The 21,200-nt window shown below is 41.1% G+C and carries 18 protein-coding genes; 10 read left to right on the forward strand and 8 right to left on the reverse strand.

Features of this window, described 5'->3' with window-relative positions; translation table 11 throughout:
- Nucleotides 1-25: 25 nt before the first annotated feature.
- The 4 genes from gpmM to L1068_RS08480 all read left to right on the forward strand — a co-directional run bounded on the left by gpmM (nucleotide 26) and on the right by L1068_RS08480 (nucleotide 4,819).
- Nucleotides 26-1,567, forward strand: coding sequence for a 2,3-bisphosphoglycerate-independent phosphoglycerate mutase (gene gpmM / locus L1068_RS08465; protein WP_237129896.1), 1,542 nt, complete (start codon nucleotides 26-28; stop codon nucleotides 1,565-1,567).
- Nucleotides 1,568-1,570: 3 nt separating this feature from the next.
- Nucleotides 1,571-2,695, forward strand: a complete 1,125-nt coding sequence (locus tag L1068_RS08470; RefSeq protein WP_237129897.1) for a peptidoglycan DD-metalloendopeptidase family protein — start codon at nucleotides 1,571-1,573, stop codon at nucleotides 2,693-2,695.
- A 39-nt stretch (nucleotides 2,696-2,734) separates the two neighbouring features.
- Nucleotides 2,735-3,916 (forward strand): S41 family peptidase, encoded by a 1,182-nt coding sequence (locus L1068_RS08475; RefSeq protein ID WP_237129899.1) that lies wholly within the window; start codon nucleotides 2,735-2,737, stop codon nucleotides 3,914-3,916.
- Between the two features lie 150 nt (nucleotides 3,917-4,066).
- Nucleotides 4,067-4,819 (forward strand): divergent polysaccharide deacetylase family protein, encoded by a 753-nt coding sequence (locus L1068_RS08480; RefSeq protein ID WP_237129900.1) that lies wholly within the window; start codon nucleotides 4,067-4,069, stop codon nucleotides 4,817-4,819.
- 51 nt (nucleotides 4,820-4,870) lie between these two features.
- Here L1068_RS08480 and L1068_RS08485 read toward each other — a convergent pair whose 3' ends face one another.
- Entirely contained in the window at nucleotides 4,871-5,710 is an 840-nt protein-coding gene (locus L1068_RS08485) for an HDOD domain-containing protein (protein WP_237129901.1), read from the reverse strand.
- Nucleotides 5,711-6,128: 418 nt separating this feature from the next.
- Nucleotides 6,129-6,527 (reverse strand): HIT family protein, encoded by a 399-nt coding sequence (locus L1068_RS08490; RefSeq protein WP_237129902.1) that lies wholly within the window; start codon nucleotides 6,525-6,527, stop codon nucleotides 6,129-6,131.
- A gap of 107 nt (nucleotides 6,528-6,634) precedes the next feature.
- On the opposite strand from L1068_RS08490, the gene L1068_RS08495 reads away from it, so the two are divergent.
- Nucleotides 6,635-8,848: a DPP IV N-terminal domain-containing protein gene (locus L1068_RS08495; RefSeq protein WP_237129903.1), complete on the forward strand. Its 2,214-nt coding sequence runs from the start codon at nucleotides 6,635-6,637 to the stop codon at nucleotides 8,846-8,848.
- A gap of 144 nt (nucleotides 8,849-8,992) precedes the next feature.
- A complete protein-coding gene (locus tag L1068_RS08500) occupies nucleotides 8,993-10,630 on the forward strand; it encodes a methyl-accepting chemotaxis protein (protein WP_237129904.1) in 1,638 nt (545 codons plus the stop codon).
- 404 nt (nucleotides 10,631-11,034) lie between these two features.
- Here the strand turns inward: L1068_RS08500 and L1068_RS08505 are convergent, their stop codons facing one another.
- Nucleotides 11,035-12,561, reverse strand: a complete 1,527-nt coding sequence (locus L1068_RS08505; protein ID WP_237129905.1) for a leucyl aminopeptidase family protein — start codon at nucleotides 12,559-12,561, stop codon at nucleotides 11,035-11,037.
- Nucleotides 12,562-12,651: 90 nt separating this feature from the next.
- Entirely contained in the window at nucleotides 12,652-13,707 is a 1,056-nt protein-coding gene (gene dinB, locus L1068_RS08510) for a DNA polymerase IV (protein ID WP_275419472.1), read from the reverse strand.
- A 406-nt stretch (nucleotides 13,708-14,113) separates the two neighbouring features.
- Between dinB and L1068_RS08515 the strand changes: the two genes are divergently transcribed.
- From L1068_RS08515 to L1068_RS08530, 4 genes are all read left to right on the forward strand, one after another.
- The gene (locus tag L1068_RS08515) at nucleotides 14,114-14,479 is read left to right on the forward strand and encodes a DUF3192 domain-containing protein (RefSeq protein WP_237129906.1); all 366 of its coding nucleotides are present in this window, start codon (nucleotides 14,114-14,116) and stop codon (nucleotides 14,477-14,479) included.
- 143 nt (nucleotides 14,480-14,622) lie between these two features.
- A complete protein-coding gene (locus L1068_RS08520; RefSeq protein ID WP_237129907.1) occupies nucleotides 14,623-15,375 on the forward strand; it encodes a LytTR family DNA-binding domain-containing protein in 753 nt (250 codons plus the stop codon).
- A gap of 54 nt (nucleotides 15,376-15,429) precedes the next feature.
- Nucleotides 15,430-15,816 carry a BlaI/MecI/CopY family transcriptional regulator gene (locus tag L1068_RS08525; RefSeq protein ID WP_054981173.1) on the forward strand — a complete coding sequence of 129 codons (387 nt, stop codon included), beginning with the start codon at nucleotides 15,430-15,432 and terminating at the stop codon, nucleotides 15,814-15,816.
- 9 nt (nucleotides 15,817-15,825) lie between these two features.
- Entirely contained in the window at nucleotides 15,826-17,796 is a 1,971-nt protein-coding gene (locus tag L1068_RS08530; RefSeq protein ID WP_237129908.1) for a M56 family metallopeptidase, read from the forward strand.
- Nucleotides 17,797-17,837: 41 nt separating this feature from the next.
- Here L1068_RS08530 and nqrM read toward each other — a convergent pair whose 3' ends face one another.
- The 4 genes from nqrM to nqrE all read right to left on the reverse strand — a co-directional run bounded on the left by nqrM (nucleotide 17,838) and on the right by nqrE (nucleotide 21,197).
- Nucleotides 17,838-18,050, reverse strand: a complete 213-nt coding sequence (nqrM, locus tag L1068_RS08535) for a (Na+)-NQR maturation NqrM (RefSeq protein ID WP_010561776.1) — start codon at nucleotides 18,048-18,050, stop codon at nucleotides 17,838-17,840.
- A gap of 172 nt (nucleotides 18,051-18,222) precedes the next feature.
- Nucleotides 18,223-19,245, reverse strand: a complete 1,023-nt coding sequence (locus L1068_RS08540; RefSeq protein ID WP_237129909.1) for an FAD:protein FMN transferase — start codon at nucleotides 19,243-19,245, stop codon at nucleotides 18,223-18,225.
- A 96-nt stretch (nucleotides 19,246-19,341) separates the two neighbouring features.
- Nucleotides 19,342-20,568 carry an NADH:ubiquinone reductase (Na(+)-transporting) subunit F gene (gene nqrF, locus L1068_RS08545; RefSeq protein ID WP_237129911.1) on the reverse strand — a complete coding sequence of 409 codons (1,227 nt, stop codon included), beginning with the start codon at nucleotides 20,566-20,568 and terminating at the stop codon, nucleotides 19,342-19,344.
- Nucleotides 20,569-20,588: 20 nt separating this feature from the next.
- Nucleotides 20,589-21,197 (reverse strand): NADH:ubiquinone reductase (Na(+)-transporting) subunit E, encoded by a 609-nt coding sequence (gene nqrE / locus L1068_RS08550; RefSeq protein WP_010561779.1) that lies wholly within the window; start codon nucleotides 21,195-21,197, stop codon nucleotides 20,589-20,591.
- Nucleotides 21,198-21,200 lie beyond the last annotated feature (3 nt).

The following is a 21,200-nucleotide window of genomic DNA, read 5'->3' on the forward strand; positions in this document are numbered from 1 at the left end:
AATTCTATTTGGATGAGGAATGAGAATGTCGTTACAGAAAAAACCTTTGGTACTGATTATCTTAGATGGTTGGGGATACAGTGAAAAAACAGAAAGCAATGCTATTTTAGCGGCTAACACACCGGTTATGGACCGTTTGTGGCGAGAATACCCAAGTACCCTTATTTCAGGCTCAGGTTTAGATGTTGGCTTACCTCATGGCCAAATGGGTAACTCCGAAGTAGGTCACGTTAATTTAGGCGCTGGCCGCATCGTATACCAAGATTTCACACGCATTACTAAAGCAATTGATGACGGTGAATTTTCTGAAAACCCAGCAATTGTAAATGCAATAGATAAAGCGATTGCCAACGATAAAGCCGTTCACTTAATGGGTCTTTTGAGTCCAGGCGGCGTACATTCTCACCATGAACATATTATCGCTGCCATTGAAGTAGCCGCAAAACGTGGCGCGAAGAAAATCTATGTACACGGCTTTTTAGATGGTCGTGATACCGCACCAAGAAGCGCAGAACAACCAATTAAAGATGTTTTACAAAAATGCGAAGAGCTCGGTGTAGGCCGCATTGCAAGCCTAGTTGGCCGTTACTTTGCAATGGACCGCGATAACCGCTGGGAACGCGTAGAAAGCGCATATAACCTAATGACATTAGGTACCTCACAACATTCTTATACTTGTCCGTTAGAGGCGCTAAATGCAGCCTACGCGCGTGACGAAAATGATGAATTTATTTCAGCATCCGCAATTCTTGATAACGACAGCCCCGCTACCATTAATGATGGCGATGCTGTGTTATTTATGAACTTCCGTGCTGACCGCGCGCGTCAAATGACACGTGCATTTGTGGATGCCGATTTCGCTGGGTTTGCTAAACAAAAATCACCACAACTTGCTGATTTTGTGATGTTAACTGAGTACGCTGCAGACATCAAAACGACCGTGGCTTTCCCACCAGAGAAGCTAGCAAACGTGTTTGGTGAATGGTTAGAAAAACACAACAAAACCCAACTTCGTATTTCAGAAACAGAGAAATATGCGCACGTAACTTTCTTCTTTAGTGGCGGCCGTGAAGCGGAGTTTGAAGGCGAAGAGCGCGTACTTATTCCATCACCGCAAGTGGCAACGTACGACCTTCAACCAGAAATGAATTCAGCAATGCTAACCGAAAAATTAGTTAAAGCCATTGAATCCGGTAAATACGATGCAATTATTTGTAACTACCCGAACGGCGATATGGTTGGCCACTCTGGGGTATTTGATGCCGCGGTAAAAGCGTGCGAAGCGGTTGATAGCTGCATCGGCCGTGTTGTCGAAGCGTTAGAAAAAACAGGGGCTGAAGCACTTATTACAGCCGACCACGGTAACGCCGAGCAAATGGTTAACCCAACAACGGGTCAAGCACACACGGCACACACCAGTGAGCCAGTGCCATTTATTTATGTTGGCCGCAATGCAACACCGTTACAGGGTAAAAAGTTAAGCGATGTAGCACCAACAATGCTTCACTTAATGGGCATGGAGCAGCCAAGCGAAATGACTGGCGAAACAATTATGAAGTTAAACTAAGCCATGCGTCGCTGTTATTTATTCGTTGTTTTATTGGTATTAGCTTGCGCTTCGCAAGCTAATACCGAGCGTACTAAAGATGATCTTAACCAAGTTCAAGAGCAACTTAAGAACACTAATAAAACCTTTAAAGAGCAGCAAGCACTGCTAGATAAAACTGAAAAAGACCTTAAAAAAGCCGATCTCGCCATTGCCGAAAGCTCTAAAAAACTAAAACAACTAAAGTTTGATGTTGAGTTAAATCTAACGGAGCAGGCAACGCTTAAAGATAAAATAAAATCGCTCGAAATCGACAAGAAAAATCAGCAGTCAGCACTTGCCGCTCAACTGCGCAGTGCTTTTATGACCGGCAACCATGATTATGGCAAGTTGCTCTTAAGCCAAGATCAGGTGCAGAATGTTGAGCGCACATTAAATTACTATCAATATTTAAATAACGCGCGCATAAAAGAACTCGAAAAATTAAAAACAACACTGATTGAATTAGAAAATAGCCGACAATTACTGGCACAAAATCAAACCCAACTTGAAGAACTGCTAAATACGCAACAGCAGCAGCAAGAAAAACTACTGGTTGCCAAAAAAGAGCAAAAAGCGAATTACCAATCGCTGAAAAGCACCTTACAAAAAACCCAATCTCAACTTGTGTATTTAAAGCAAAATGAGCAAGTACTAAAACAAACCCTTGAACAACTTAATCAAGAAATCAAAGAAAGCGAAGTTAAGTTAGTTGGCCTACAAAAACAAAAAGGCAAACTCGATTGGCCGTCACACGGAAAATTAGCTCACAGATTCGGCCAGAAAAAACACGGTAGCCTGCGCTGGAAAGGCGTTTTAATGAACGGTAAAGAAGGGGCACCGGTAAAAACAATTGCCGACGGACAAGTATTATTTGCCGATTGGTTAAAAGGATTTGGCTGGGTAATTGTAATTGATCATGGTAAAGGATTTATGAGCCTGTACGGCCACAGCCAAGCGCTTTTGAAGGAAGTTGGCGATAAAGTAAGAGCCGGAGAACAAATTGCTTTAATTGGACAAAGCGGTGGACAATCAAATCCTAGTCTATACTTTGAAATACGGCATAAGGGAAGAGCGGTAAACCCTATTAAATGGTGTAGACGAATTTAGGATTCATAATTGGCTACACCTCATTTGAGGAGTGAGCCAATGACTTTTTTTCTTAATAGTTTAAAAATCTGTGCTTTAGCATGTTTATACTGGGTGTCGGCTGTATCAGCTGACGCGAAGACTACATCTCATATTTCGATGGCTGAAGTGCTCGCCAATATCGAGCATTTTTACGTTGATGATATCGACGCAAACAAACTTAACCAACATGCTATCGAATCCATTTTCAAACAACTCGATCCCCATTCTGAGTTTCTTGACCAAACTGAACTTGAAGCCTTGTTTAATGTTGCCAATGGCCGCTACACCGGATTAGGTATAGAGGTAGAGCAACGTGAGAAGCACATTGTAATTGTGGCTGCGATTGAAAACTCACCTGCCCAAACCGCTGGCTTAACAAAAGGTGATATTCTACTGAAAGTAAACGATATTTCAGTTATCAACCAACCAATCAAGCAAGTCTCTAAATTAATTAACCAGCAGCAAAAACCACACGTTAAACTTACCATTGCACGAAATGGCCATGAACAACCATTACTTTTCGAGGTGGAACGTAAAAAAATCGACCTCAAAAGCGTAAAAGGTAATATTAACAGCCAAGGTATCGCCTACTTACGCATTATCAATTTCAACAATCATACTTTGTATGATGTTGCCAAAGAGCTTGCCCATCTTTCGCAAATTGTCGCCGGTGAAATTAACGGACTAATTATCGATTTACGTGACAACCCTGGTGGCATTCTTGATAGTGCAATAGAAGTCTCTGATTTATTTTTAGAAAGCGGCGTCATAGTCAGCACCAAGGGGCGCTTTGCTGAAGCAAATCAAGAATATTATGCACAAGAGGGGGACGTATTAGGCGGCGCGCCGATTATTGTGTTAATTAACGAAGGGTCTGCATCTGCTGCTGAAATTCTTGCCGGTGCGCTGCAAGACAACCAACGAGCACAATTAGTGGGTACACGTTCATATGGTAAAGGCTCTGTGCAATCGCTTATTCCACTGGGTGATGGACAAACTGCTTTAAAACTTACGACAGCTAAATATTACACCCCTAGCGGCCGCTCAATCGAAGGTTCTGGCATACTACCTGACCACCCTGTTTTACAGCATAACTTTGCCCATAATGGCGATTTTACAGAGCCGCAAACAGAGACATTCATTAATGCCAAAGTCCATGATCTACAACTTGAAAAAGCGTGGCAATTACTAGAAAAATAGGTCATTATTAGTAGAGTTTCAAAAAAGGCTCAGGATGAGCCTTGAATTAATACCCGTTTGTTAAGCGACTGAGTTTCGAAGGTATCCACTAAGATATTTAGGCACTTAGGTGAATTGGTATAATAATTAAAAAGAATAATAAGAATACCTGTGCGTTCAATTACTTGTTTGTTTCTACTAGCAGTAACCCTTTTCAGCAGCAATTGTTTTGCTGCTCGTGTGGCGATTTTAATTGATGATATTGGTAACCACGCTAACGACTTAACGGCATTAGATATCTCGGGTGAATTGTCATACGCAATTTTGCCTTATACCCCTTACGCTAAACCTTTTTCAACCAGAGCATCGCAATTATCGCGCGATGTAATTCTGCATGTGCCAATGGAAGCAATTAGTGGTAAAGCGCTAGGACCTGGCGCGCTTACGTCAGATATGGACAAACAGGCACTGCAAACCCAATTGGTTGAAGCATTGAATGATTACCCTGATGTAATCGGCATCAATAATCATATGGGCTCGTTTTTAACGCAAAAGGTAGTACCTATGGCGTGGACCATGGAGATCCTACGTGAACGCTCACTGTTTTTTATTGATAGTAAAACTACCAAAGACAGTCAAGCGCAGAATATGGCTAAGCTGTTTGGCGTTGCTAGTGCATCTCGTCAGGTATTTTTAGATAATATTCCAAATGAAAAACAGATGATGTTTCGCTTAAAGCAATTAATTCATATTGCTAAAAAGTCAGGAAGCGGTATCGCCATTGCTCACCCCTACCCAGAAACCATTAAATTCCTGCCCCATGCTATTACGGCATTAAAAGAGCAAGGTATTGAACTGGTGCCTGTATCGGAGTTAATCGGCGATAAGCCGATGCAACTCGCGAGTCAAACTGCGGCGGAATAGCAACATCACATAACATGCTATGTGATGTTGTTAGTTGATAGTTGATAGTTGTTAGGCAAACATTGATTTTACATCATTGAGTAGTTCTGAGTATTCCTCACTCTCTAAAACACTTACATCACTGAGCACATCTTTATCTACATAGGCTTGCCACGACTTTTCTTTATCTGCAACATTAAGCAGGCCTTCACTAATTGCCGCCATGCGAATAAAATCAACATAGCATGGGTTTTCAGGCTTATATTCTGGGTTTGCCCAAAGCTCTGCCACTTCCACAAACTCGTCAGTAAAATCCCACGCACGCATAATATGACCACCGATACGGCCACCGAGTTTTTGAATCGCTTGCGCTAAAAATTGTGGGTTGGCAAACACCTCTTGGTGGCGCTCTGCTTCGGTTAAAATTGGTAAAATACCAATGTTATAAACTAGCGATGCCAAGGTAATGGTGTCGATGTTTAGCGAGCTGTGCTTATTATCTTTTAAATGCAGGCTTAACAGCGTAATTGCCGATGACGCGACATCAACTGTTTTTTGCCAACTTTTGGATAAATACTCTTTTACCACTTTGTTTTTTGAAACAAATAGTTGTTCCATTGCCATTGCTGTAGCAATGTTTTTAATTTGACTTAAACCAATTCGTGTTACCGCTTGATTAAGTGTTGATACTTTAACGGCACGTCCTAAAAATGCACTATTGGCTACTTTAATCATACGCGCAGAAAGTGCCGGATCATGAGCAATAACATCTCCCATATCCATTAAATTAATCTCAGGGTTGTCAGCAGCTTCTCTTACCTTTACTGCAACTTCCGGAAGGGTTGGTAATACCAGAGTATCATTGTTAATTTTTTCAACCAAAATGGTAAGTAATGCGTTTTCTGTCGACATATAAAGATCGTCCTTTTTATAATTTTCTGTTTGCTCAAGCGAACTCGTTGCACCGATTAACCAACAGGTCTTTACCAGCATATTTAAGTAGTTTTATGTTATATTTCAAAGCGTTTTAAGAGCGTGTTGATCTTTACGGTCTAAATTCTGTTCAAATCCAAACCGTTTTGATTGCGGCGTCGCTTTGTAGACCTAGTGGACTAAGTCAAAAAGCGACAACAAAAAGCACAACGGTTTGGGTTGAACCCTATTGGCAGCGCTTGTTTGGCATTTATACTGCGTTATCGCTCATTTATGTAAAATAACTACACCACAATCGCTCTGCCTCGTCTAAATGCCAAACAAACGGCTGCAGAAACAGACAGAAAAGGTCAACACGCTCTAAGCTTAGCCTATAAATTTTGCTGCGCTAAACAATTTATTCAGTTAAGTTAAATTGCTCAATTAATTGTAGTAATTGTTCGTTACTATATGGTTTCACTGGGAAAGCTCCCCATACAGGTTGTGGCCATGCAATATCGTTTTGGTAACGCGCAATGTGATGAATATGTAATTGCTCCACTACATTACCAAGCGCTGCCACATTTAATTTATAAGGCGAGAATACCTCACGAATTAAATGCTGTAATTGACGTGACTCAAGTTGTAATTGATTCTGCTGCGGCTCTGTTAAATCAATAATATCCCGCGCCCCCTCTACCTTGGGTACCAAAATAAACCAGGGATATTGGCTATCATTCATCAACAGCACTTTACAAAGTGACCAATCGGCAATCTCTATACAATCGCGTTTTAGCTCTTTTGCTAATTCAAACATCACATTACCTTATAATTTGTTTACGTCGTTTATAGCAATTTGTTGCCATTAATTCTATATCTTCATACCATCTGGTTATCACACATAACAGCAACTAAGAGTAAATAATGAATAAAAGATTGATTGCTTTGGCAAGTGCAAGCTTGATCAGCACGAGTGCACTGGCTCAGCCACTGTCTCTTGAGCGCATTTTTTCTGATCCAAGTTTGGCAGGAAAAGCACCGGTAAAGTTAAAATTTTCACCTGATGGTAGCCGTGTAACCTATCTGCAAGGCAAAAAAGAAGACTACAACCGTTACGACTTATGGGAATACAACCTAAAAGATAAAACCAATCGAGTATTAGTTGATTCAAACAGTATTTTTTCAGGTCCAGAAACTTTATCAGATGAAGAAAAAGCGCGTCGTGAACGTATGCGCGTATTCGGTAAAGGCATTATGGAGTACATTTGGTCTAAAGACGGCAAAGCGCTTTTATTCCCACTAAATGGTGATATTTATTATTACGATCTAGATAAACAGCAATCACGCAAACTTACCGATACACCAGAGTTCGAAACCGATGCCAAGATTTCACCAAAAGGTAATTTTGTATCTTATATTCGTGCGCAGAACTTATATGTACAAAACCTAACAACGGGTAAAGAAGTTCAGCTAACAACCGACGGTGCAGATACCATTAAAAACGGTATGGCCGAGTTTGTTGCGCAAGAAGAAATGAGCCGAATGACAGGTTATTGGTGGAGCGGCGATGAAGCAAAAATCGCGTTCACTCGTATTGATGAGTCACCTGTTGCTGAAGCTATTCGCAACGAAATTTACGCTGACGAAGTGAAACTCTTTAATCAGCGCTACCCGTTCACCGGCACCAATAATGTTGATATTCAACTAGGTGTAGTTAACCTTAACTCGCAGCAGATTGACTGGGTTGATATGGGCGAAGATAAAGACATCTATCTTGCACGTGCTAAATGGTTAAACGACGACAAAACTCTCTCATACCAATGGCAAAACCGTTCTCAACAACGTTTAGAGTTACGTTTTTATAACAGTGAAAGCAAAAAGCAAAAAGTTGCACTCTCTGAAACCAACGACACTTGGATTAACTTGCATTTTGATTTGCGTTTTTTAAATGATAAAAAGCATTTTGTCTGGGCATCTGAGCGCGATGGTTTTAAACATCTATACCTTTATAAAGTAGATGGCACCCTAGTGCGTCAACTCACGCAAGGTGATTGGATTGTTGAAAGCATTAAGAGCATTGACGAAGAAAATGGCCTTATTTACTTTTCAGGCCGTGCTGACACACCACTTGAGAGCCACCTTTACTCGGCTAAGTTATTTGAAAAATCAAAACCTCGCCGTTTAACCGACACAGGTAAATTCCATTCGGTAGTTATGGCGAAGGATAACAAAACTTTTATTGACCGCAGCTCAAGTGTAAACCAACCGGCACAAGTATCGTTACGTGACAACCTAGGTAATTTTATTACTTTGTTAGAACCGAATCGCCTTGATAACAACCACCCTCTTACACCGTATTTAAACGACCTAGTTGAACCAGAATACGGTACATTAAAAGCTGATGACGGCCAACAAATGCATTACCGTTTATTTAAGCCAAAAACGCTTGAGGCTGGTAAAAAATACCCAGTAATGGTTAATGTTTATGGTGGTCCTCATGCACAGCGTGTTACTAATAGTTGGCGCAGTAAAAACCTCTACTTCCAATACATGGTGCAGCAAGGTTACATTGTATTCCAATTGGATAACCGTGGTTCATACAACCGAGGTAAAAAGTTTGAAGATCCAATCTACAAACACTTAGGTGAAGTTGAAGTACAAGATCAAATCAAAGGCGTCGAGTTCTTACGTACTTTAGATTTTGTTGACCCTGAGCGTATTGGTATTTATGGCCACAGTTACGGCGGTTACATGGCGTTAATGACAATGTTTAAAGCTGGCGACTACTTTAAAGCTGGCGTATCTGGTGCACCGGTAACTGACTGGGCTCTTTACGATACTCATTACACCGAGCGTTATTTAGGTCACCCACAAACCAATGCTAAAGGCTATGACCAAAGTGCAGTTTTCCCGTATGCGGAAGGACTCTCTGGCCCTCTGATGATCTATCACGGCATGGCAGACGACAACGTACTGTTTACTCACGCAACTAAGTTATTTAAGCAGTTGCAAGACAACGCACAACAGTTTGAAATGATGACTTATCCTGGCTCAAAGCACAGCTTGCGAGGTAAGAAAGTACAAACTCACCTACACCAAACGATCACCGACTTTTTTAACCGTCACTTCAAACAGTAACGGCTACACAATTAGTCTTATAAACGAAAAGCGGGCTTGCCCGCTTTTTCTATTTCTTTTATAAAAATAATGTCTTAGGTCAAATTATATTTCGAAATTTATAGTCTAATATTAAAACATTCAACGTAACCGGAAGGTGGCATTATGACAACACTTCGCCGCATCAGCATTCAACAAAGATTGGCCATACTGGTTGGCTTAATCATACTCGGCCTCGCCTTGCTCAGTGCCGCTACCTTAAATTCTCAATACGATTTACTTAAAAACGAATCCTACCAAAAAACCAAAAGCATCGTTGAAGCCGCGCACAGCGTAATCGCCGCATACCACACAAAACAAATTAGCGGTGAGCTCAGCGAGCAACAAGCAAAAGACGCAGCCAAAGCAACCATTAGTAAATTACGATATGAAGGTAATAACTACTATTGGATCAACGACACCACACCAAATATGATCATGCACCCGATTAAACCTGAACTTAATAGCAAATCACTCAGTAACGTGAAAGATCCCAATGGCGTGCGATTATTTGTCGATATGGCCAATATCGTCAGACAACAAGGCGAAGGTTTTGTACCATATCAGTGGCCGATGCCGGGGGCAGATGAACCCGTTGACAAAATTTCATATGTAAAAGGTTTTAAGCCATGGGGCTGGATCATCGGCTCTGGCATTTACCTAGACAACCTCAATAAATTATTTGTGCAGCAGGCAACTGCGTTATTAATTGAAGCGCTTTTAATTATTTTAATTGTCGGCGTAGCGGCATATTTAATTGGTAAAAGTATTATTACTCCCACGATTGAAGCAACGAAACTAATGAAAGATGTTGCGCAAGGTGAAGGCGACTTAACGCGAAAGCTCACCACTGATGGTAATGATGAAATTGCGCGACTTTCTGGCTACTTCAATCAATACTCAGACAAAATACGCGACTCATTAGAACAAGTCGCAAGTGCCTCAGAGCAAGTTCTAGTGCAAGCAAACACAGTGTCAAAAACCAGTGATAACAGCCAAGAATATATCCAAATGCAGTCTGATAATACCACCCAAGTGGCAACTGCAATGGAGCAAATGACCGCACAGATAAGAGAAGTAAGTGATAACGCAAATGCTGCAGAGCAAGCTGCAAATCAAGCTAGAGAAAACACACAAGCAGGTAAAGAGGTCGTCACTAAAACTATCAGTCAAATAGAATCGCTATCGAATAATATTGACCATGTAAGTGACGTCGTTGCCTCACTCGCCGCAGAAAGTGACAACATTGGCGCTGTACTGGATGTAATTAGAGGCATTGCAGAACAAACCAATTTACTTGCATTAAATGCAGCAATTGAAGCCGCACGCGCAGGTGAACAAGGGCGTGGTTTTGCAGTAGTTGCAGATGAAGTAAGAACACTTGCTAGTCGTACAGGGCAAAGCACGGAAGAAATTCAACAAATGATCCAAAAGTTACAGCAAGGCGCACAAGAAGCGGTGTCTGCGGTAAGTGCGTCACAGTCAACCTCTCGCGATACTGTTACTCAGGCAAGTCAAGCCGATGAGGTGCTCAATCAAATCGATGAGTTAATGAATGTGATTTCTGAAATGAATAGCCAAATTGCCCGTGCAACAGAAGAGCAAAGCCAAGCAGCTAGCGAAGCAAATATGCGCATCAATGAATTAGCAGGCATGGCAGATGAGTCACTCAATAACACCCATCAATTAAATAGCGCAAGCAATGAGCTGATAGCCAGCAGTGAACAAATGAATGCTGTGGTCAATCGCTTTAAATTAGAGTAATACTAGGGTCTGTTGATCTTTCAAGTTAGTTTTTGCAGCAGTTTGATTGGGTTTTATACAAGGCAGAGGCTGCGTGGCATAGTTATTCTATGTGAGTCAGCCGATAACACAGTAGAAAAGCCAATCAAGCGCTGCCGAACGGTTCTTTTGAGCGCACTTTTCTCATTGTTGCTCGATATTCGCTTAGATTACTAGGCCACACATCGAGCGCCGCGATAAAAGCACGTTCAAACAGAACAAAAATAGAACAGCAAAGATCAACAGACCCTAAAGTTTATTGATACAACGAAAAAGGCCGAACAGTTGTTCGGCCTTTTTATAGGTAAATGCAATTACTAACGTCTTACCACGAGTTGAGATAAGTTAACCTTAGACTCTGATAAGCAGTAGCTTTGCACCTAAGATTATTTACAAAATGTCGCGTAAATACTTGCAAGTGATGCTGCTGTTGGCTTGCCGTGTTGCCAGTCGCCACCCTCAACACCACTACCAGCAATATCCACATGAATGTACGGAATTGGCAGCTCTGAGTTTGCGCCGTGCTTATCAAGGCCTGATGCCACAGCCAAAAACGCCATTGGGAACTGGTGACCACGGGCGGTAATTGCTGATGGTGCATTGTTACTCGACAATACATCGTCCGCTAACGTTTTAGGTGCGATAAAGCTATAGTCTTCACGGCGTTCGCGCGATACTTCAGAACCATCAGCCCATAAATCACCTTGCGTTGCGATATTGTGCGATAAGTTCAGCGCTCTTGATGCACCATTTTCAACAAGCGCAGTATAAGGGCCCATTGCTCGTGCAGCGTGTCCTGTTAATGTTGCAACGGTAAATACAACAGGGTTAACTTCACCCTTAGCAACATCTTTAATTTCACTTAATAGGTCGCCCATTGCCAAGCGCCCTTCCGCATCAGTATTACCAATACGTACGCGCACGCCTTCACGGCTAGTGATAATTTCATCTGGTACAAAACAGTCAGAGCCGATCGAATTACGAACAATTGCTAAATAGGCTACTACTTTAACCCCTTTAGGTTGATGCTCTGCAATACTCTTCATAAAGCCAGCAACGGAAGCAGCGCCACCTTTATCACGGCTCATGCCCGCCATTGCACCACCTACTTTTAAGTCTGCACCACCTGTGTCGTAAACAAGGCCTTTACCAACAAATAATAGCGTACGTTCAATATCGCCTTCAGGCACATATTCAAGTTTAACAACACGCGGGTGATGACGCTCAACCGCATATGATGCGCGGGCTACAGTGCTAAGCATCGGGTAATTTTTATCAATAAATTGAGTATCTGAAATCACCTCTACCGACACTGCACTGTTGGCAAACAAGCTTTCACAGTATTCTGCAAATTTAGGAGGTGCCATACGCTCGGGTTCAGTACCGCAAAGGTCGCGCGCAGCGTACTGACCTTGTGCAATAGCATTTGCATAGTGGCTATCAAATTCGCCAACAACAGTAATAGACTGAACTGGTTCAATTGCCGCACCGTGGAATTCACGTGCTTCTAGAGGTTGCCATAATGCTTGGCAAGCACCTAAATACGCAACGGTTGTAGCTTGCTGATAACGATCATCTAATTGCCCCAAGACTAAAATTGCAGGGTTTGTTGCACCCGCTTGTTTTGCTTCTAATACACCTTGTTTCGCCGCATCGAAATAGCGACGCACATCGTCATAGTCACGCTCTAAAGGACCTGTTGGTGCAATCACTAAACGTTTTCCAGGTGCATTGTCATTCACCAACAATAGTGCTTTTTGGCCTATGCGCTTATCGAATTGCGCGGTAACCATTACGCTATCGCGAAAATCATTTGGGAGCAGTGCCAAGTCTGGCGAGATAATAATTAAACTATCAACATATTGAGGTAGATCTGAAGTTGATGCCGCTTGCAGGGCCTTTGGTGAAGTCATTTTTGAACCTTACTGAACGAATAAATACGCATAATGTTAACGCGTAAGTTTAGAAAAGATGGCTTAAATATGAGGGCAAATTTATAAAAATCAAGATTCAAACATTGCAAGCTGCTCTTGTTCGTAGCTATTTTCAGACAAACCAACACCTAAACCGAGTAATCTCACGCCTTTATTTCCGCCTCGTAAGTAGGCTTTTTCGATTAAACGCGTAAAAATATCATCATCTAAATGCGTGCAGCTGTAATCCGCGGTTGTTGAAACAAAATCGTTAAACTTAACTTTTACCGAAAGCTTAGACACTTTGTTTAACAGCCCTTTACTTTGTAGCCTTGTATCAAGCTCATCTTTTAATTTTGGCAGCTCTGCTAAGCATTGTTCTAGCGATGTTTTATCATATTCGTAGGTATGCTCAACTGAAAGTGACTTTCTAATACGTGATGTATTTATTTTGCCAATCACCTCACCATTACACTTTTTAAATAACTCAGCACCCCAAGTGCCAAACTTTACCTGCATTTGATTTAAACCGAGGTTTAATACATCTTCACCAACAAACAAACCTGATGCATTCAATTTCTCTAAGGTTACTTTACCTACACCAGGAATTTTTTTAAGGTTAAGCGCTTTTAAAAACCCTTGCACCCGATGAGGAGGGATCAAACAATAGCCATTTGGTTTGTTTTCATCACTGGCAATTTTCGCCACAAATTTAATGGGTGCGATTCCCGCCGACGCCGTTAAACCTGTTGTTTCAAAAATCTCATCACGAATCGCATTAGCGATAAGTGTTGCGCTGCCTGAGTGCTGTGTGCAATCGGTTACATCTAAATAGGCTTCATCTAAAGAAAGCGGTTCAATTAGATCTGTGTATTTGGCGAAAATCTCTCTAATTTGATTAGACACTTCTTTGTATACTGCCATTCTACCGGGAACAATCAGTAATTCTGGACACAGTTGCAACGCTTTATAGTTAGACATTGCTGAGCGCACACCATATTGACGCGCAATATAGTTTGCGGTTGCCAACACACCACGACGGTGTTTACCGCCAATTGCGATTGGCTTACCTCTCAACTCTGGATTGTCTCGCATTTCGACTGCTGCATAAAAACAATCCATATCAATATGTATAAATTTTTTCAAAATCACAAAACACTGTTTATATATACAGTTTATTATGTATCAAACTTATTTGATTCAGCAAGTTTTTATTTTGCGGCGTGTTAAGTTTTAAGATGCCTTTATCTGCATTCATTTTATTGATAAGAAAATGAATGCAGATAACAGCATAAGCAGAGTATTGAAGTTTTGTAAATATTCATTTAGGTACAATAAATATCCACAGAAAGCGAGGATTAAACCACACCTTGAAAAAAGCGAATATACGGCGATGGTAACTAGTCAAAGTCACTAAAATTTCGTAAATATCACCAAAACCAGAAATTATAAAAATAGTAACAAACTGATAAATAAAAATTTAATTTTTTGGCACTATTTCTGCTAATAACTAGAAAATTATAATATTTGAAATATCATTCAAGGATCTTCTATGAAATACTTAGTTTTAGCATCAGCGCTCACATTGCCACTTTTAACAGGCTGTGTTGTTGCGGTAGGCGGTGAAGGCAAATCAGACTACTCATCTAGCTGGGAAAGAACCCACGAAAAAAACCGCAAAGCGATTGCCAATATGGAAATTGGAAAAGAGTATCAACACGTGTTCAATAAACTTGGTACGCCAAATTTTTCTGAGCTAGTAAAACAAAACGACACTGAATATCGCGTTCTTTACTACGCAACAAACTCTATTCATTCTGACGGTAAAACAACAAAAGACGAATGTACGCCGCTTGTGTTTAAAAATAATCAACTAACAGGCTGGGGCGAGCACGCTCTTGAGCAGTTAAAAAATTAATATGTGTAAGGGCGAAGTGTTTCGCCCTTTTCTTTAAAACCCTTTTAAATCAATACATTTAAATCAACTTACATTTATTCGTTGACTATTACGACAAGTTTCGTAATATTAATTACGAAAGGCATCGTAATTAGGTGGATAAAATGGATAGATACAATCTAGTCGTCGGTCACAACGACCCAACATTCTCAGACATTCTGTCACAACAAATCGACAACTCACTTTTTGAGCTAACAAATGTTGAATCTTGTTTTGCCAAATTAATAGCAGCCTGTAAAAAAACCAGTGCCAAAGTACTGTTTGTACAAAATGAGCTTATTCAAGAACATGATTGGCCTACTCTTCAATCATTAGCAGACTCAACTGAAATCATATTATTATCAAGCAATCGCGTTGATGCAGCTAAGGCATTTGAATGTGATTTATTTGATTTTATTTTAGAGCCAATGGTCAATTCTCGTTTAGGCAAAACATTAGATAAGCTAGCCAGAATACTCGCGCCTGAAAAACAGCAATTTGAGTTGATGAGCTCACTGGTACAACGGTTTTCGACTAACCAATTAGATGACCAGCAAATCGTTTTAAAAGACGCCGGTAGAATAAAATTTTTAACACCTGATGAAATTTCTTGGGTTGGCGGCGCTGGAAACTACGTTGAATTGCACCTCAACCAAGATGAGCGAACGATTTTACATCGCCAAACATTATCTTCAATGGAACAGCAGCTATCGCCATTTGGCTTTATTCGCATCCATCGCTCTGCGATCATCAAAAAGCAAGCAATACGCGAAATTCGCCCTACTGATAACGGCGACTATATTGTTACCTTAAAAGACGGCGCCAATCTCAATTTATCCCGACGTTACAAGCAGAACATGCAAGGATTAATTGGTTGACAAATAAACTCTATCTCGTAGAGTAAATAACAATCTACGAAAAGCGACGTAATTATGAATAAGAATAAACGCGTACCAACAAGTGCAGAACTCAACATTCTTAATGTGCTATGGCGTATTCAACCCGCCACTGTTCGTACTTTGCATGAACATATCAGTGAAAGCCAAAAAATAGGCTACACCACTGTGCTTAAAATGCTGCAAATCATGCACGAAAAAGGCCTTGTTACACGAGATGAGTCAACTCGTGCGCATGTCTACAGCGCGGCATATTCTGTGGAACACACTCAATCATCTTTACTGTCAGACATTGTTAACAAAGCGTTTGGTGGATCACGTTTTGATCTGGTGATGCGCGCACTTGGCGACGAAAAAGCCAGTACTAAAGAAATTAATGAAATTCGTACTCTGTTAGATTCTCTCGAAAAAAATAATAAGTAAGCAAACGTTATGGATATACTGCCCTCATTATTAGCAAGTAATACTCTCTATTTTATTTCTCTCACGCTTTTACATTTTTTATGGCAAGGCTTAGTTATTGCGGGCCTACTTTTTTGTGTAAATAAACTTACCAGCAATAAGCACAGCCAATTCCGATATATTTTCTCATTATTCTGTTTAATGCTTTGTGTTATTGCGCCAACCGTTACTTTTTATGTTCTGTCGCAACCTGACGAAATAATTAATGTAAGCACATTTACAACAAATGACGTTATTGCATCACCAATAGCAGCTTCTGGTATATCTAACACTGCACATCAGCTTCAATTAGCTGATTTTACACCTCTAGTTGCTGTGTTGTGGATGACTGGTATTATTGTGTTAAGCATGCGCCTCACTTTGCAAATGCTGCAAGTGCATAGGCTTACAACAACCAATATTGTGCAGCCATCAGATAAGCTAGAGTTAATTTTCAACCAGCTTAAAGCGCTCCTTTTTGTAACTAAACGTGCTAGTTTGGTTATATCATTAACAGCGCACGTGCCTATGGCAATTGGCTGGATAAAACCCGTGGTGTTGCTCCCAGCAAATTTGGCAAGCGGATTATCAATCGCCCAACTAGAAATGCTAATGGCACACGAGCTTGCACATATCAAACGTTACGATTATTTAGTCAACCTAGTACAAACATTTGTTGAGTTAGTATTATTCTTCCACCCTGCAGTAAAGTGGATTTCTAAACAAATTCGACAAGAACGTGAGTATTGCTGTGATGATTTAGCAATCCACCACTGTGGTAACCAGTTAGTTTACGCCAGAGCATTAGCTGAAGCAGAAGCGCTTAGACACAATATTCCTGAGCTTGCCATGGCAGCAACAGGTGGTGACTTATCATCACGTATTCATCGCGCCGTAGGTCAGCATAGCTGCGCACCACGCTATGGTAACCAATGGCTCGCCGCACTTGCGGCAGCATTCGTTATTCCAAGTATCTTTACTGCCTCTAAAGTTATAGCAATGACACAAACCGAGCCGGCGCCAGTTCCACAAACTAACCAGCAACATGTTATGGTGCTGGACGCAAAGATTACTGAAAATAAAAAGCCTCAACAGCCTATTGCTCAGCAAAACAATAAAAAACAGCAAACCAACAAAGAACAACAAGCCAGTAAAGCGTTTGAAACAACAGTTGCTAAAGTAGAAGAAGACGCTATAGAAAAAGCATCGATTAAAAGTACTACCGTAGGGAAACCAACGAATAAAACGCATACTCAAACTAAAAAAACAGTGAGCGACACAAAACCTGCACGCAAATTAACATCAAAGGAAAGTTCGCTCTCAAAAACGCGTGACACAAACAAAAGTAGCGTTACTAACAAAAAAGGAAAAGAGGCTGCTAAACAGCAAAAATTAGCAAGTAAACAAACAGAGCAAAAACCTAAGTCAGCAGTAGTTGAAGAAGCTCAAACAGCTAACACTATTGAATCGACTGAAGTAAAACCCCAGCTAGATAGCAAGCATAATAGTAATCAATTAGCGGCTAAAACAACCTCACCTGTTAAAGCGCCATCGGTTGCAAAAACTAAACACTTTGAAAAGTTAGCTGCTGCGCCAGTGGTAAAAAAATTGCCCGAAAAAACAAAGGTGGCTGTAGAGCCAAAATTTACTAGCGCCAAGCTTATTCATTCGGTTATTCCTGAGCACCCAAGAATGCCATCATCACGACAGAATCACGTGGATGTTGCAGTAACATTTACTATTGATGAGCAAGGTCATATTAGAGATATAGAGTATAGCGGTAATGTAAATAGCCGATTCAAGCGCTCCATTGCACGCGCCCTTAAAGAATGGCGTTTTGAGCCTGCAATGAAGGGCGATGAAAAGGTTTCAACTAAGATGAGTAAAATCTTTGGCTTTAGTGACCCAGGCCAATACCTACGACCTGTTACAGGCAGTAGAATTGCAAATAGATATAGATAAATAAGTAAAAGGCCATCAATTAATGGCCTTTTTTATAATGATTAGATAATGCGGTCTTTATTCCAGCGACGTTCTTTCGCTAAACGCTGTTTACGTGCTTCACATGGGTCGTCGCAGTCACATACTTTATCTATGCCCATGGCACCTAAGCCACCACAGCTACTCGCCATTGATTTCTTTTGTACAATTACACCCACAGCCATTGCTAGTGCAATAATAACGAGTAATCCAAAAGTAAGAAAAAATATAGACATAGTTGGCCCCTTAAAAAAGTGTCGCAATTATACGCGCTCAAGACAAAAAATGTAATATTGAATTGGCTAATACTTGACCCAAAGCAATCCAAAACTCAAAACCGTCTCACTCTCAAATATGCAAATTGAGCAGCGTAAAACTCTTAGCTGCTCCGTAAAGCAAATAAATAACTTACAGGTACGGCTGAAACGCGTTGCTAGCGTAGGTTTCTAGACCTTCTGGCGTTTTACTAATTAAGTATACTGCCAGGTTATGTTGCTCTGCATATTGTTTCGCTTGCTCTGTGCCCATTACAGTTAGCGCGGTTGCTAAGCCGTCCGCTGTCATTGCTGACGCATGAAGCACTGTTACCGAAACTAAGTCCTGACGCACCGGCTTGCCCGTTTCAGGGTGTATAAGATGAGAGTAATGTACGCCATCAACATCGTAAAATATACGATAGTCACCTGAAGTTGCCATAGCAATGTCATTTACGCGAATTAACTTATGAAACTCACGTGTACCAGGTTCACTATCTGGTTGTTCGATAGCCAATACCCAAGGCACGTTGTTTGGCTTGTGACCTGAAGTACGAATTTCGCCGCCAATTTCAACCATATAATTAGTTAACGACAGTGAATCTAAATACTCGGCTACTTTATCAATACCAAAGCCTTTAGCGGTAGCTGAGAAACTAATCTCTAGTCCTTCAACTGTTTTCATCAGGCCTTGTTCTGATAGCTTGAGCTTATCAACACCAATATGCTGCTTTATTTCAGCAATCACATCATCGCTCGGAATGGTTTCAGGGCGGTTGTCAGGCCCAAAACCCCATAAATCAATTAATGGCCCCATAGTCACATCAAGTGTCTTCGTACTTAACCCTAAACGAATTGACTCAGCAGTAACGCGGCGTAAATCTTCAGAAATTGGAAAGTTTTGATGCGCAGCTAAACGGTTAAACTGATTGATTTCAGAATCAGGAATATACGTAGACATCGATTGGTTTACGTCTTTCAACAGGCTTGTTACCTCACTGAATAGGCTAAGTTCCTGCACTCTTTGTTCTGGCACAAATACCTTAATTGTGAAGGTTGTGCCCATGGTCTTGCCTTGCAACAATACCTCTTGCATCTTGGTTTCTTTAGCCGCCTGTTCACAGCCAACTAAGGTCATTAGAATCAGAAAAAAAGCAAAATAGTATATTCGTTTCATAAACTTATTATCTTGTAATAAAAAAGGCTCCTAAATCATTATAGTCGATTTAGGAGCCTGAATAGTATCGTAAAAATTTATCTTTTTACCTGTAAATTAACCACCGAAGTCATCAAGTAGGATGTTTTCATCTTCAACACCCAAGTCTTTCAGCATGTTAATTACTGCCGCGTTCATCATCGGCGGACCACACATGTAGTATTCACAGTCTTCCGGGGCTTCATGATCACGTAGATAGTTTTCATAAAGAACGTTATGGATAAAGCCTGTGTAACCTTCCCAGTTATCTTCTGGCTGTGGATCTGATAATGCACAATGCCATACGAAGTTATCATTCTCAGCCTGTAGGCCGTCGAAATCTTCAACATAGAACATCTCACGCTTAGAACGCGCACCGTACCAGAAGCTCATCTTACGGTCAGAGTTAAGACGCTTAAGCTGGTCGAAAATGTGTGAACGCATTGGTGCCATACCTGCACCACCACCTACGAATACCATTTCTGCGTCTGTCTCTTTCGCGAAGAACTCACCGAACGGACCAGAGATAGTCACCTTGTCACCTGCTTTAAGTGACCAAATGTAAGATGACATCTTACCGCAAGGTAAGCTTAAATCACGCGGTGGCGGCGTAGCAATACGCACGTTAAGCATGATAATGCCTTCTTCTTCTGGGTAGTTAGCCATTGAATATGCACGGATAGTCTCTTCATCAACTTTAGACTCAAGGCCAAAGAAGCCAAAGTGCTCCCAATCGCCACGATATTCTTCAGGAACATCGAAATCAGCATATTTAACATGGTGAGCTGGTGCTTCAATCTGGATGTAACCACCTGCACGGAATGGTACAGATTCACCATCAGGAATTGCAAGCTTAAGCTCTTTAATGAACGTTGCTTTGTTATCGTTTGAGATAACTTCACATTCCCACTTTTTAACACCGAAAATTGACTCTTCAAGTTCAATTTCCATGTCGCCTTTAACAGCAACCTGACACGCTAAACGACAACCTTCACGTGCTTCACCTTTAGTAATATGGTCAAGCTCAGTTGGCAGAATGTCACCACCACCTGAATGAACGTCTACGCGACACTGACCACATGAGCCACCGCCACCACATGCAGATGATACGAAAATACCTGCATCGGCTAATGCGCCTAAAAGTTTTGAACCTGGTTGTGTGATAATCGCTTTTTCAGGATCACCATTAACACCAATCGTTACGTTACCGCTAGGTACTAGTTTTGATTTAGCCGCGATGATAATCAGGACTAAGATCACAACAATAGCGATAAACATGCTTACGCCTAATACAACTGTTTCCATCGTATAGTTTCCTCGCTACCTTAAAGTGAAATACCAGAGAATGACATAAAGCCAAGACCCATAAGACCTACAGTAATAAAGGTAATACCTAAACCACGTAAACCATCAGGAATATCAGCATACTTCATCTTCTCACGAATACCCGCTAGTGCAACAATTGCAAGCGCCCAACCAACACCAGAACCAATACCAAATACAACTGATTCAGTGAAGTTATAGTTACGCTCAACCATGAATGCTACTGCACCAAAAATCGCACAGTTTACGGTGATAAGTGGTAAGAAGATACCCAGCGCGTTGTATAGCGGTGGGAAGAACTTATCAAGTGCCATTTCAAGGATTTGCACAAGTGCTGCGATAACACCGATGAATGTTAGGAATTTAAGGAAGCTTAAGTCAGCTTCAGGGTAACCTAACCACTCAAGAGCACCAGGTGCAAGCAAGTTGTGGTAAACCAAGTTGTTTACTGGTACTGCAACACCTAATACGAAGATTACAGCAACACCAAGACCTAAAGAGGTAGTAACTTTCTTTGATACCGCTAGGAATGTACACATACCTAGGAAGAAAGAAAGCGCTAAGTTTTCAATGAAAACCGCTTTGATAAATAGATTAATATAATGTTCCATCTC

The sequence above is a fragment of the Pseudoalteromonas sp. MMG024 genome (assembly GCF_021654175.1).
In the GTDB taxonomy this organism is placed as follows: Bacteria; Pseudomonadota; Gammaproteobacteria; order Enterobacterales; family Alteromonadaceae; genus Pseudoalteromonas.

What these genes read in the sequence shown, in the direction of transcription:
- gpmM (WP_237129896.1), top strand. Translation starts at nt 26, where the DNA reads ATGTCGTTACAGAAAAAACCTTTGGTACTGATTATCTTAGATGGTTGG.
- L1068_RS08470 (WP_237129897.1), top strand. Translation starts at nt 1,571, where the DNA reads ATGCGTCGCTGTTATTTATTCGTTGTTTTATTGGTATTAGCTTGCGCT.
- L1068_RS08475 (WP_237129899.1), top strand. Translation starts at nt 2,735, where the DNA reads ATGACTTTTTTTCTTAATAGTTTAAAAATCTGTGCTTTAGCATGTTTA.
- L1068_RS08485 (WP_237129901.1), bottom strand. Translation starts at nt 5,710, where the DNA reads ATGTCGACAGAAAACGCATTACTTACCATTTTGGTTGAAAAAATTAAC.
- L1068_RS08490 (WP_237129902.1), bottom strand. Translation starts at nt 6,527, where the DNA reads ATGTTTGAATTAGCAAAAGAGCTAAAACGCGATTGTATAGAGATTGCC.
- L1068_RS08495 (WP_237129903.1), top strand. Translation starts at nt 6,635, where the DNA reads ATGAATAAAAGATTGATTGCTTTGGCAAGTGCAAGCTTGATCAGCACG.
- L1068_RS08500 (WP_237129904.1), top strand. Translation starts at nt 8,993, where the DNA reads ATGACAACACTTCGCCGCATCAGCATTCAACAAAGATTGGCCATACTG.
- L1068_RS08505 (WP_237129905.1), bottom strand. Translation starts at nt 12,561, where the DNA reads ATGACTTCACCAAAGGCCCTGCAAGCGGCATCAACTTCAGATCTACCT.
- L1068_RS08515 (WP_237129906.1), top strand. Translation starts at nt 14,114, where the DNA reads ATGAAATACTTAGTTTTAGCATCAGCGCTCACATTGCCACTTTTAACA.
- L1068_RS08520 (WP_237129907.1), top strand. Translation starts at nt 14,623, where the DNA reads ATGGATAGATACAATCTAGTCGTCGGTCACAACGACCCAACATTCTCA.
- L1068_RS08525 (WP_054981173.1), top strand. Translation starts at nt 15,430, where the DNA reads ATGAATAAGAATAAACGCGTACCAACAAGTGCAGAACTCAACATTCTT.
- L1068_RS08530 (WP_237129908.1), top strand. Translation starts at nt 15,826, where the DNA reads ATGGATATACTGCCCTCATTATTAGCAAGTAATACTCTCTATTTTATT.
- nqrM (WP_010561776.1), bottom strand. Translation starts at nt 18,050, where the DNA reads ATGTCTATATTTTTTCTTACTTTTGGATTACTCGTTATTATTGCACTA.
- L1068_RS08540 (WP_237129909.1), bottom strand. Translation starts at nt 19,245, where the DNA reads ATGAAACGAATATACTATTTTGCTTTTTTTCTGATTCTAATGACCTTA.
- nqrF (WP_237129911.1), bottom strand. Translation starts at nt 20,568, where the DNA reads ATGGAAACAGTTGTATTAGGCGTAAGCATGTTTATCGCTATTGTTGTG.
- nqrE (WP_010561779.1), bottom strand. Translation starts at nt 21,197, where the DNA reads ATGGAACATTATATTAATCTATTTATCAAAGCGGTTTTCATTGAAAAC.